Source organism: Microcoleus sp. AR_TQ3_B6, from assembly GCF_036702785.1.
Taxonomy (GTDB): domain Bacteria; phylum Cyanobacteriota; class Cyanobacteriia; order Cyanobacteriales; family Microcoleaceae; genus Microcoleus.
The window spans coordinates 83,725-96,490 of sequence record NZ_JAUBVJ010000016.1; the positions used below are offsets into that span (position 1 = coordinate 83,725).

8 protein-coding genes are annotated in these 12,766 nt (G+C 47.2%); all 8 read right to left on the reverse strand.

Going from position 1 to position 12,766, the window contains the following annotated elements; all coding sequences use genetic code 11:
* Positions 1-71: 71 nt before the first annotated feature.
* Positions 72-860, reverse strand: coding sequence for a hypothetical protein (locus QUB56_RS10855; RefSeq protein WP_332955154.1), 789 nt, complete (start codon positions 858-860; stop codon positions 72-74).
* Between the two features lie 126 nt (positions 861-986).
* A complete protein-coding gene (locus QUB56_RS10860) occupies positions 987-2,984 on the reverse strand; it encodes a hypothetical protein (protein ID WP_332955155.1) in 1,998 nt (665 codons plus the stop codon).
* Positions 2,985-2,998: 14 nt separating this feature from the next.
* Positions 2,999-3,715, reverse strand: coding sequence for a hypothetical protein (locus QUB56_RS10865; protein ID WP_332955156.1), 717 nt, complete (start codon positions 3,713-3,715; stop codon positions 2,999-3,001).
* A gap of 24 nt (positions 3,716-3,739) precedes the next feature.
* A complete protein-coding gene (locus QUB56_RS10870; RefSeq protein ID WP_332955157.1) occupies positions 3,740-4,870 on the reverse strand; it encodes a hypothetical protein in 1,131 nt (376 codons plus the stop codon).
* A 394-nt stretch (positions 4,871-5,264) separates the two neighbouring features.
* Complete coding sequence (locus QUB56_RS10875; RefSeq protein ID WP_332955158.1) at positions 5,265-6,272, reverse strand: hypothetical protein; 1,008 nt, start codon at positions 6,270-6,272, stop codon at positions 5,265-5,267.
* A 5-nt stretch (positions 6,273-6,277) separates the two neighbouring features.
* Positions 6,278-9,529 carry a hypothetical protein gene (locus QUB56_RS10880; protein ID WP_332955159.1) on the reverse strand — a complete coding sequence of 1,084 codons (3,252 nt, stop codon included), beginning with the start codon at positions 9,527-9,529 and terminating at the stop codon, positions 6,278-6,280.
* Positions 9,530-9,545: 16 nt separating this feature from the next.
* A complete protein-coding gene (locus QUB56_RS10885; protein WP_332955160.1) occupies positions 9,546-10,262 on the reverse strand; it encodes a hypothetical protein in 717 nt (238 codons plus the stop codon).
* 21 nt (positions 10,263-10,283) lie between these two features.
* A complete protein-coding gene (locus tag QUB56_RS10890) occupies positions 10,284-12,653 on the reverse strand; it encodes a hypothetical protein (protein WP_332955161.1) in 2,370 nt (789 codons plus the stop codon).
* Positions 12,654-12,766 lie beyond the last annotated feature (113 nt).

Here is a 12,766-nt window from a genome sequence, read left to right on the forward strand (position 1 = left end):
ACAGTTTCGATGTTGAAAGACGAATGCCAATGGACAATGCTAAAGAGGGTGCATTGATCGTGCGTACATTACTAAGGTTTACGTGGATTTGAGTTTAAAAGATTCGAGTTGGAGGGAAGAGAAGGAGAAGGTGTTTGTGGTGTTCCAAACAATAATTCACGACTAATTCCTAGCTGTCCTAGTGAAATAACAACAGACATTGATAGATTAGTTTTCTCAGCAGCTTTAGCAATAGCTGTGCCATTTCGAGCTAGAGCGATGAACTCTCGAACTTTGAAAACAACGGGATCATTGGGAGGTGTGTAACCTCTTCGGATGGCAATGTCTAATCCCCCTTCGATGTCCCTGAGCGTCGCCGTTCGATTGTCTGCTAAAGTTACGCTTGGTTCCTGCCCGGGTACTACCGTAGAGATGGCAATGCCATTATTAGTAGGTTGCCCGTCCCGGTGAACGACATTGAAAGTATAAAGGCGTTCAATTCCTTCAGGAGAGCGAGTTTTAACAAACAGGTTAGTAATGTTGGCTGTTGTAGCGCCAGGGAATTGTAAGGGTTGAATCGGTTGGACAAATATGGTTCTAGCTTGGTTAGTTTTTAATTCAGCATCAGTGTTAAAGACAGCCCTGGACGGATCTGCCAACCGGATGTACATAATGACTTCACCAGTCTGGCTAAAGTCAATAACGCTGGAACGGCCAGACCATACTTGAAGGTTGGTAGTTGCATTTGTTGCTGCATCTCTTCCTACAATTTTTAGCGCCGATGTTTGAGCTTGCCCAATATTGACATTGCTGAATGCAGTGGCAATTAGTAAGGCAGGAGAAAATAAAGCCAGATGAATTTTCCGAGTGAGTTTTTTCATGGTTATATTACCTCCAAGATTTTTGTATAAAGCCCGGTCTGAGTAAGCCGAGTCATGGAAAGAGGAAGTCCAAGAAGTGATTCTTAGAATCTCCGTTCTTTTAGGGCGGGGAAGATGTCAACTCCGTTATCTCTGCACTGTGACAAAGGCATTGACGAATACTGAAACTTGAGTTCCTTCTGGTACGATCGCCACGTTGCCTCGCTTCAAAAGTTCTTGCGCGTTGCGATCCGCTCTTTCTCGCAGCCGTTGGGCAGTAGGTGTAAAGAATCCCTCTAAAGCGGCTGCTAAGATGTTGGGTTCACGCGAGGTTGTTGTTTTAACAGCCGAACTTCCAAAAAAGCCGCTCTGCTGGCTGAAAGTCTCTTGGGCTGGTCGATTAATTATTTCTCCTACCCGCCCCAAGCTGCCGAGAATTCCCACTAAAATATCAGCCTTGGCTATTTCAGAACCTCTGTCAAATAAACTGTCGGCAATGAGAGGTTGGTTATCGGTTCCGCGAACGATTAAGTATCCGGGAGGAATGGGTACTTGTTGGATGCGGCCAGCAGAATCGGGGTAAACAAGCGCCACCACGCTTTGAGAAACCAGTCGATTTCCGCGCGTGACATTTTCTACTTGAGTAATTAAGACGGTGCCGGACGGTAAGGCGATCGCCCCATCAGTTGCCATTATGTCCTCGGTCAATTGGACGGCAAACCTTCCGGCTGTCGGGCTTTGACCTGCTTCGTCCCAAATCATCGGCACGATTACCTTGGCTTGAGCAGATGACCCGATGGCTATCTCTCTCATTGCTGTGCTGCCTTCAGTGTTTTCGCCGGCGGTCGTGCGGTTGAGGATTCCAGCTTCTCCAGGGCTCATGGCCTTGGCGTTTACAGCCGAGCCAGCAGCTCCAATTGCGATCGCGGGTATCTCTTGCATTGGTGCAGCCGATTGTGGGCTTTTTGGCGAACTGACTAGCACTGGCTGCGGGTTTTGAGAAATCGGCGGCACCGGCTGCTGTTGGGACAATGGTACCGGTGCTGCTACTGGCGCAATTGCTACTGCACTGGGCGGCGGTGCCGGTACTGGCATTGCTGGCGGCACGGCAGGGTAGCTTGCGGCTGTCATCCCCGGCGCGATTGCGCTAGGAAAAGTTGCGGAACTGGCAGAAATACCTTCAGCATTTAGCTCTTTAACTGCTTGACCTCTGCTTTGCCCCAGAGAAGCTAATTGCGCCCAGCGCTCGTAAGGGTCTACTTTTTCTGGTGAAGGCGACCGGGGTGGTGGCGCAGGTCGAAGTGCCAGCAGTGCGGGTGGCGGCACAGGGCGCGGTAATGGCGTCGGACGAGGGCGAGGCGGGGGCGGTGCAGGCTGCTGTGCAGGGCGCGGTAATGGTGGCTGTGGAGGAGGAATGGTCTGTAGCGTCCTTGGCGGTGGCGGATTAAAGTTTTGAACCGGCCTCGGGGTTTGAGACATTCTAGCGGCTGGTGCAGGTTTTGGTGCAGGCGTCGGTTTGGAAGCAGGGGTCGATCGATTTTTAGGTTCAGGAGGCTGAACTTCCAGCGCCCGCTGCTGATCTTGAAATGCCAGTCGGCTTTTTAGTTCTCCTGACTCGTCTTCAGAAACTTGAGTTGGTTTAGGGTTCGCCGTCTTTGCCTGTTGGCGGACGGGTTTAGGAGCAAAAAACACAAACCAAAAGAATCCCAAGATGCCGAGAACTGCGCCAGTACCCATTAATACTGAAAACGTCCGAACTTCGGGCTTCTCAGAAACAGAGCGGGTTTCTGCTTCTTCGCTGTCCTGTTTAATTCTGTGCTCGGAGGCCAATAATTCATCGGCGTCTCCGTCATGCCCGGCCAATTCTCTTTCCTCCTCACGGCTCAACTTTTTGCCATTGCGGATAGCGCCATTAGGAGCGTTAGCTGCCTGAAAACCGTTAGAACTGTTGGAAAAGTTATTGGCTCCATTAGAGGAGTTGTTGCCATTAAAACTGTTGGAAAAGTTATTGGCTCCATTAGAGGAGTTGTTGCCATTAAAAGGGTGGCTAGTTGTGCTGCTAGGCGGCGTACTGTAGGAACTTTCTTCAATTTCATCGGGTTCGCCATCAAATTCGCGCCCATTTTGAAGTTCTTTTTCGTTCATGTTTTTACCTGCTATTACTTGGGTTTAAATTCGGTAATTTTGGTGATTTCTAAGCCCGCCGAGCGAAGCTCATAAACTTTTTGTTCAAAAGCTGAGGCTTGGCTACCTAGCGGCGGGGTTTGGATTTCTACAGCTTTGATTCGGAAAGTGCGATTGAAAGGAATTCTTTCATCAATTCCTGACGTGCGATCGACGAGCAACCGGGTAGCAATCATGTCAATTTCCCATTCGCCCGGACGGACTTCTCTGGGTTCGGATAAAAAAGAAATGATGACTGTTGCTCGCAATTGACCCGTAAAAACTTTATTGGGTACGAGTTCAGCTATGTCAGGGAGAGAAGCTTTGCCAAAATTGGGTTCTAGGAGTAACGAAGCAAAATAACTGCTGGTAGGAACTCGTTTGGAATTGACTTTAATTCCTGAATCTGTATCGTTAGTTCCTGGTATTTTATTGTCCCAGTTGAAGGTTAACTCGGCCCAAGTTTTGACAAAATTTTGGATAACTGAGGGATACCGAAAAAACCTATCTCGTTCCGCTACATAGTAAGTTTGACCGTTGATTAGCTGGACTTGCGTTGTCTTCATAGCAGCTACCGAGTTGATTCGGTACGCAACGAAGAGGTGCAGAATTAGGGAGAGGATATTCACTCCAGTTAAGATGAGGAAGCACAATGCCAGTAGATTTTTAGCTTCTGGCAACAATGCAGACTGTGAAAATCTTTGTAGTTTCATAAAATCTTTCGGTAATTAGTGACATTACTTAAATCCTTTGTTTATCGCCAAATTAGCGGCTGCTCCTATAGCGTTGCTCAAAACATCGATGAGTTGTTTGGCATTGCTAGCGATGCCGCTGTACAGGGCAATTCCTCCTCCGCCGGCGATTAATAGAGCTAATCCGGGTGCGAAAATGCTGATTAAAAAGAGAAAGGCAACATCGCTAGCTAATTCGGCTCCAGAATTGACTAGCACGGTGGCTGCTAATCCGACGACAATGTTGTATCCAAGTTGGACGCCAAATAAACTCAGAAATCCAGTTGCCCAAGCCCAAATCGGTCGGCCCTGCAAGGGAAGTAGCGACAGCCCCATCGCGATCGGCGAAAAGAGTGCTGTTAGTAAGAGCGCTGCTTCAAGGATGTTGACAAACGCCCACTGGATGCTATATAGAATGAATCGGATGATTGGCACTGCTTTTTCTCTAAACACTGAACCGGGGTCAGTTATAAAAGTCGCGGCATCTTGAGCAGCGCCGGGCAAGCTATTATTCCAGAGGATTTCAGCAAAAGCCCGCAGCGCTTGCAGAGGGGCTGAGCCGGCGGCTTGCCTTTCAGCTTCGCTAACAATTTTCTGAGCAGCTTCTTGCTTGGAATTCCAGCAAGTAACCAGCTCTTCTCCTACTTTATTTCGGCATTCGCCGTAGAGATTTTCGAGTTGTTGCCGGCCGATGTTGCTGATAGTGACGTTGGCGATCGCGTCCCTAAATGTCATTTCTCCTAGTTGCGCTTCGAGGACACCTTGGACTTGCCTGTAAGCAAAGCTCCTGGTAAAAATGACGGTATTTGCTAGCAATTTGCCATTAGCGCCGAGGAACAGCATGATGACGAGCGGCCAGACGAACAGTGCTGCCAGTTCTGACCACGACTGCTTTTCGATAATGTCTTTCCCGCTGCTTAGAGTTAAGAACAGGATGCTGACGGCTGCTAGGGTGATGCCGAGCGATACTAGACCGACCCACAGCCCAGAAGCGATCGGGTCAATCGTGCTAATCCAAACTTTGTCCCAAGATTCTGAGGTAGTCTTAGCTAGGTTAATTGACTCGCTAACAATGTCCAAGGATGACCCTTCTGCGCCACTCGTCGGTGGTGTAATTTGTGCTAGAAATTCTCTCATTTTTTTCTAGGGAAAAACTTCAACTTTGTATTCAATAACACGGTCAGTTTGCACGCAAACTAGGCAATAGTCATCGGTGATGCCTGCTTGCTCCCCAACTTTGCATTCAAGCCAGCCGTGTTATACCAAATCCGGGTTAAAAACCCCTTTATTGCTGGAGAGGGGGAGAGGGGGAAAAATTAGCTCGCGAGTTCAAAAAGGGGGTGACTAACCCGGATTTAGTATTAGAAGCGCTTGACAAACTTTTTAAGAGCGATGCTTGACAAACTTTTTAAGAGCGATGCTTGACAAACTTTTTAAGAGCGATACAGTCAACAGCTACGCTCAATTTGTGCGGTCAAAATCTTTGCTAAGCCAAGAGATTATCGCCGATTCAATTTAACTGCTCGGAGCATTAATCGGGAGCGGCGAACCTGTTAGTTGAAATCGGGGTTGTGCTGCTGCCACTCGGTTTTCCCAAGTAGCCGCCGCCGGGGAGCATCAGCATTCCCGCCTGATAGCTGGCTTGGTTTCCAGACGCAGTGCTGCCTCGGCGATCGCCCGTGTTGATCGCGGATATTTCCTTAGCAGCTTGCGACAGCAGCACGTTATTAATGGCCCGATCTGTGCGAGCTTGCTGAGCTTCCTGTAAATTTCGCATCTGGACTTGTGCGCCCAATGCGGTCTGCTGCGAGAGGTTTTGGAGAATTTGTTGAGTAACGTCGAGGCTCTGCGATTCTTCGCCCAATTGGACGTTTTGTTCGGTATCTTGTCGAGTTGCTTCTAACACTTGGAAGCTGTTGTTTTGAGCTTCTTTGCTGAGGGTTGCTCCGTCAGCTATGCCGATAGCGGCGCTGCGCTGAGCTTGAGCGTCTAAGTCAGACATGATGGTATATGAACCTTTGCCGTCTAATTTGCTCGACTTAGTTTCGAGTAAATCTGACAGTTTTGTTCCTTCTGTCTGAGATGTTGGAGCTTTAATAATTTGGCTGCTGACTTGGCTCAGATCTGGAATTTGGATAGCTCCGAGAGAAGAGGAAAGGAGTTCGTTTAAAGAGCCAAATAGCTCGTTTTGCACGAAGCCTTGGATGTCGCCGATAAAATCGTTGACTTGTTTGAAAACATCTTCAATGGGAGCTAAGAAACTTCCCGCAGTTGGGGCTGGATATCTCACGGCCGATTCTTGTGTACTTGGGATGAAAGCGTTTGGGGTTGGAGATTTCACAGCCGCTTCTTGTGTACCGGGCACGAAAACGCTTGGGGTTGGAGATTTCACCGCGACTCCTTGTGTACCGGGTACGAAAGGAGGAGTTGTTTGAGCTAAACTTGGCCTGACTTGAACGATTAATTCCCAACTGGCTAACAGGGAAACTGCTGCGAGTTTTGTAGCAGGTTGCTGCATTAATTGAAGTCGATATTTCATGGGAGTTATTTTGGGACTTTTGCAAAAAATTGAGAATTGTTGCTGTGAAAGTTGGATGCCATTTTTTGCTGAGCATTGGCAGCTATGGTAGTAATTTCTAAATTTTGACCGATGTGGTCGAAGCCTTTTCCTTCTTTCACTGCTGCAATGTATTCTTGGGTGAAATGCTTTAGCCCTTGAAGCTGCCCTTTGAGGGTAGGAGGATATTGAGCCATGATGCGATCTCGGGCTTCTTTTTCATTTTGATTGTTAGCAACTGATGCCAACATCATCTCTCCGGGGTAGAATCGCGATCGCCAAAATCTTCCTCCTTTCTCAATCAGCCAGCACGAGTAGAGGTCAGCAGCTCTTGGCAGAAAAGATTCCGTTGCATTTGAACTGATAATTTGCGGGTCGTACCCCAAATATTTGTGAGCGGCTGCCACCCCAGAATTGGTTATTCTTCCGGTAATTCGGTAGACCATATTTTGCAGAATTTGTGCTCCTGCGGAACATTCGCAGATAGCATCAAAATCTTGGCTCAATAGCAAGACAGCTATGCCATCTTTTCTACCAGTGGCGCAGAGTTCGCCGACAACTGATGCAAAACCATCTTTTTTGAGTAGGACGCTCAATTCGTCTCCAATAAATAAGCTTTTGGGGTGAGAAAGAGCGTTGCGGATGCAAGCAGCATGGGCGTTAATTGCCATTAAATAGGCATCTTGTTCGTTAGACAGTCCCGATAGGGCAAAGAACTTAACAGCAGGTTCCGGCGAAAACGTGCTGGGCTGACCGATCGCTTTTCCCAAGCGGGATGTTAGCAAAGCATTTCCTTGGCTGAGGATTTGATTGATGGCTAGCCTATCCAGTTCTTCAAACGATTTGAGGTTGAGCCTTTCTTTGCTGCAAAACCTCAGCAAATCTTGGAGAGTTGGCATTTGCTGCCATTCGGGAGATTGCCACCCTCTTTCAAATGCCTTGTTGTAGCGAGCGATGATTTCTGGATCTCTAAGGTACATATCGAGCATTCGCAGGATAATTGAATCTACCCGCTGGGCTAAGTGGGGATGGTGAATTTTGCCCATTGCGATCGCCACCAGAGCTTTGCGGATAAATTCTTTCCAAGATTCCATCCGCCGCTCTCTTTCAGCTTTGTCGAACTTGCGGAGGTCTGGCGGTTCTACTAAATTGCTAGACCCTTGGCTGATGTCGTAATAAGCACCTTGGTCGCCCAAAAGTTCGATCGCGGTTTTGAAGGTACTGTTACCCCCGCTGCTGATGTCCATCCCGACAACAGGGATATTATTCGCCAGAGCTTCAGCGGTAAAACGCCACCCCAAAACGCTCTTGCCTGAACCAGATTCGCCAGTAATTAAAGCGCGGCTAATTTGGTTGTAGAACAAGTCAATAAAAATTGGCTTTCCGCCTCGATGGGTAATAAATTCAACTCCTTTTTTATCCAAATCGCGGGGAACTGTTAGTGGCAGAATTCCAGCAGCAGTTTCAGTGTCGAGAGTGAGGCGGCGTTCGCTCAAAAATGAACCGCTATGCAGCAACCATTTCCAAGTAATGGGCAGGCATTGCAGCCAAATATCCCAGGCAACGTTTCGCTCGCGGATGACTTTCGCAGTTCCAAAACTATTAGAGAGTACGTTACAGGCTTGGCTTAATTCTTCCGCAGTATTTCTGTACACTAAAAAGGCAACGGCTGCATTGAGGGGTACGGCTCCTTGGTAAAGTCGGCGCTGGGCGTCGAAAGATTCCTCCTGTTTAATTTCAGCGCCAATATCGCGCCCTTGCCCTTTAGTTATAGCTCTGCTGCTAGCGGCTTTGGCTCCTTTCGCTTGTCGGGCCAAGTTATCATTAATTACAAGGGAATTTCCGGCGCTAATTTCTACAATCGCTTCTGTATCGCGGACGTAGCTTGAGGACATCACCTCCCAAATCCATTTCAATTGCTGGCGTGTATTAATCCAGCCTGCGGGCGCGTCATACATTGTCAGAACAGCGCATTCTTTTCCCTTTCCCGTCAGATAGACGCGGTTGTTGCTCTTGCGGTGTTCGGGGCAGGAGGATACGCCATTCGTTCCTTCAATCAAAACTGTAGAAATGTGTTTTTCAGTAGTCTTAGTTTCGCTGAGTTGATAGCCAGAAGGCGTTTCTTCAAGTTTGACAATTTGAGGGATTTGCGGTGGTTTACTGCTGTTAAATCGCTGCCACAGCCACTCCCAAAGTTCAGATGAATTCATGGGACTGATTTCGAGGCCCATTTTGGTATTCAGGAGAATTTCCCAGCGGAGGAATCCTTGTTCAAAAGAGTTGAGTAGCAGTTTCGTGTAAAATTGCTCTCTGTAAATTCGCGTGTTGCCCGCAATGGTTTCCACAATCGAATCGCACAATTTTTTGACCCCATCAATGGCTTTGCCAATGAAATCTCTGGAGATGGTTTCGCCTTCGTTATCGGCCGTCCAAGTACAGAAAGCAATTTGCTCCCATACCTGTCTGGTACCTTGATGAGTTTGTTGGCGGAGGCGGTACTGTTCATTTCGGAGGAGTACAGATACGGGTTGGAGTTCAGCGGTGTCAGCCAATTGCTCTAACTCTTTTTGCCTCGCAGCATCGCTACTGTAACAACCGGTGCAGAAAGTGATTTTTTCACTAGGTGGAATGTCTTTCATTCCTTCTTCAAGAGAAGCTGCAAATGCCGATACTTCGTTCCTAAACAGTAGGTTGTGAAGCCCTCGGAGGCGGAATCCAAATACCAGTTGGTAGTTAGTCCCGTTATTGAGGAGCATCCCAGACACTTGCCTGCCATCTTTTTCAATTTCCACCAAACAGCAGAGGTTAATTTCATTTTGGAAAGGCATAAATTTGCTCCTTCCACCATATTGATTGGGTACAATTTTGGGCTTCAATTTGATTCGGATTTGCGAATCGTAAGGCTTGCCTTGGATGCTAGGAGGGCGCAGGGAAGAGATGGGAGAAATATAGAAGCTGTCGCCGCTGCACCACTCATCTCCGGGAGGTTTGCGGAATTTGTCAGTAAAGAGGTGGGGTTGATTTCCTGTTAGGAGCCACCAGCTTACAATCAGCCAAAGCGAGACAGTGAAGAACCAACCCAGTCCCAGGCTAAATAGACCCATCGTTAAGATGTATGCAATGACGGTCAAGAAGCACCAAGGTAGAATTTGATTGGCGGGAATAAACCCGATACTTGCTTGTTTGCCCAGGATTTTATTGACTCTGATAAAGTCTTTTTCGGGATCTCGCAAAGCCATTGGTGACTCCTTTTTCTTAGTTCCAAGAGGTCAAACTTGTAATCACTCCCAGCGGAGGAAGGTTGGGAACCAAGCCGGCTGTAGTACCGCTGCCGTCGCCGACGAACAAGAACGTTACTACGTCTATGGCAATCACAATGCCGAAGGCGAGGGCAATTTGGGTGACAATTGGACGCCAATCGTTGCCTTGCTGCGCTTGGTTGTAAGCGAATAAAGCTGCGGCGGCTACTAGCAAGAGAAATACGCCTCGAATGGCATTGAAAATTAAAACGATCGTTGATTCGTCAATAGCTGTTCCTCCTCCTGCTGCTCCAGCTTCGCTTGCTAGATTGGTCATAAACGCTTGGAGACCGCTTAGAAAGATGGCTTGTGCTGGGGTCTGAAAGTTATTCAGGAACATTGTTACTGTGATGACAGCGACAGCTAAATGCCAGAAGCGAATTTTGCTGCCCAGCAGTTTTTCGAGGATGGGAACGCTGCGGGCAATTTGCCACAGTCCGAAGAACACCAGAGATGCACAGCTAAATACGCTGACAAATAAGGGCTGGACAAGAGTTAGATAAATGGCTGCAATTAGGCAAATTGCAATGAAGGCTAAATCGGCGTTATTGAGCTTGAATTTACGCATGATTTTGCTAAAATGGCTGCGGCGTTTGTGGGTAATGCTTTGGTTAGCAACGCTGGTGCGATCGCCATGAGAGCGGTAGTTGTTGTTTAAGTAATCGTTTTGCATTGGGTTTCTCCTCAAAGTAGTTTAAGCTTGCAATTCGTCGCGGTCTTCTCGCGACTGTTCTTTGCGTTCTGGCGAGGTATAGTTGTAGTTTTTAGATGCTTGAGAATCTCTAAATTGAGTTTTTTGTGGCTCTGGGGAGCCGACTACAGCTTCCATTTCTTCAACAGCAATGTGGCACTGCCGAACGTCTGGCGGCTTTCCTTTGACCAGAACGGCATCGAACACTTGTGCGTCACCTTGGCGGGGGTCAGTTCCTATCAGTTGTTTTGACCCGTCCGGCAGATCCAGAATTTCAAATTCGTATTTGACTGCCCCGGTCGTGCCATCTTCGCGACGCGATTCTTTCCAAGGAAACACTGGATCTTTTTCCCCGCTAAAGCGTTTGGGGAAGGTGTCCTGAAACTTTTCAACTAAAGCCTGGGCAGTTGCTAGCTTGTTGTATTCTTCTTCCGACTGAGGCAATTTGAAAATGGCTTCTCTTTCTTCAGGAGTTAGTTTGTCCCGAGCCGGCTCAAATTTCCAGCGCTCGCCATTCTTGGTTCCCGAAAAAATTTCGGTATTATCGCTGCCTTTGACGACAACTTTAACTTGGTTGTTTTCAGCAGTTACATTCAAGCTGCCGCCACCATCAAAAGCAATACCCGATTGGGGAGACTGCCCCGTAGCAAAAGCATAATTGACTAAGCAATCTGCTATAGTTTCTCGCTGCTGCTGTACTTTTGTTTGAGCTACCATTTTGCTAAGAAGATCCTCTGGTTCGTTTTCCTCCTTGTCGATACTGTTAGGTGCAGTAACGGTTGGCTGAACTTTTTGACGAGTTTCTGGCACTTGTGAATTAGGATTAAATTCTGATTCAACAGGCATCTGAACGGTCATTTTATGTTCCAGTTTGTCAACGATACTTTCAAGGCGATCCAACCTCTTTGAGAGGTTGCCTAAATAGTCTTGAATTTGGTCTAACTGTTCGCTGATGCTGGTATCTTTATCGAGCTGTAGAGGTCTAGATTTCTGGGAGTTTGGGTTGAGCTTGCTCTCTAGCTCGCCAATTTTTTCGCCAATTTGAGCTGCCTTGGCTTCGGGATTGTTGATTTTAACTTTCTCGGTGGCCTTGGCTTCAATGTCGCGATCGCTTCTCTGAGGCTGACTCGTTTCCAATTCCTCTGGTTCAGTTGCAGCAGGCGGTTCTAATACCTGCTTAGCCCGTTCAGCAAGTTTTTCAGTGCGGATATCTATTGCCTCTATGCTGGAAATGACATCAGCGTGTTTAGCACGAGTCGCAACTCGGTCGGCGCGATCGTTTAATGAGTCAATTTGTTCGAGAATTTTTTCGAGTTTGTCTGCCTGTTCCTTTTCCCTCGCTCGTTCAATGTAATCAATTAGATCCCCAATACTCTTGGCTCCAAGTAGACCCATTAAAGAGACAGTTTGGACGGTTAAGCCACTTACGGTTAATCCGTTAATTTCGCTTCCCATAGAAGCGACACTTGCTCCTTGGCGATCGGTTTCTTTTAGAACAGTTTCAAGGGTGTCGAGGAAGGGATATTTTGTGTCGGGGTGTTCAGCAACTTTTTGCTTGATTTGTCCGTTATCATTCTGATTGAGAACGCGGCGATTTTTAGCTATATTGCCCAATACACCATTGGAAATAGGAGTATCTTCCTCATCAGAAAGTAGTTCTTCAATATTATCTTCTTCCTCCTTTTTTTGCGTTTTGCTGGCATTTTTTTGAGAAGCTACTGACTTTCCTAGCTGGCGTTTGGACTGCGATGACTTGCGAGGAGTTGGCGTATGGTGGCTGGGAAAGTCTGCATCTTCTTCTAAATCGCTTAAGTCATCTTCCAATTCATCATCTAGTTCTAAATCGCTTAAGTCATCTTCCAATTCATCATCTAGTTCTTCATCAAATTCTTCGCAAATGCCGTCCTCCTCTAATTCATCACTGGCATCCAGCCCGATTAAGTCCATAATTTGGGATGGAGTATAGTAATTGTTATTGTCTTTCGTTTCGACGCCAGCCTGTTTCAAATTTTTAACTAAATAGACACCGCTGGTTCTCTGGCTGGGGTCTTTTGTTAAATAGAAAACAAAGCCAGATACTTCGCCTCCTTTTCCTTCAGTAACTAAATCCATGCTGACACTAGCTTTCTGATTGCCAGAATCATTGATTCTGTCGGGTCGTTTGTTGAAGGATTCAACGAAGTTTTTGAAATCTTCCCAGTCCTCAATGCCACCTTCTTCTTGGATTGTTTCTATGGCAGCATCGAGGGTTTCCTGAATGTGTTCCAGTTTTTTGACGTGTTTGGTATCTGTGGCTGTTAGGACAGACCAAGTACGTTTTGGGGCCGAAAATTGTCTTTTGGAGTTGGGCTTAGTTGAGAGTTTTGCCGCCATTTTTTCTCACCTCCTACGAAGAAAATCGGGGTTATCATTAGGTTTGAGCTTGAACTTTCAGCAGCGCTTGAGATTGTCAAATAGGACTATTGGCTAGTTGAGCGATCGCTTCA

Bases quoted from the DNA above. Each gene is read 5' to 3' on its own strand.
- QUB56_RS10855 (WP_332955154.1), bottom strand. From the start codon at position 860: ATGAAAAAACTCACTCGGAAAATTCATCTGGCTTTATTTTCTCCTGCC.
- QUB56_RS10860 (WP_332955155.1), bottom strand. From the start codon at position 2,984: ATGAACGAAAAAGAACTTCAAAATGGGCGCGAATTTGATGGCGAACCC.
- QUB56_RS10865 (WP_332955156.1), bottom strand. From the start codon at position 3,715: ATGAAACTACAAAGATTTTCACAGTCTGCATTGTTGCCAGAAGCTAAA.
- QUB56_RS10870 (WP_332955157.1), bottom strand. From the start codon at position 4,870: ATGAGAGAATTTCTAGCACAAATTACACCACCGACGAGTGGCGCAGAA.
- QUB56_RS10875 (WP_332955158.1), bottom strand. From the start codon at position 6,272: ATGAAATATCGACTTCAATTAATGCAGCAACCTGCTACAAAACTCGCA.
- QUB56_RS10880 (WP_332955159.1), bottom strand. From the start codon at position 9,529: ATGGCTTTGCGAGATCCCGAAAAAGACTTTATCAGAGTCAATAAAATC.
- QUB56_RS10885 (WP_332955160.1), bottom strand. From the start codon at position 10,262: ATGCAAAACGATTACTTAAACAACAACTACCGCTCTCATGGCGATCGC.
- QUB56_RS10890 (WP_332955161.1), bottom strand. From the start codon at position 12,653: ATGGCGGCAAAACTCTCAACTAAGCCCAACTCCAAAAGACAATTTTCG.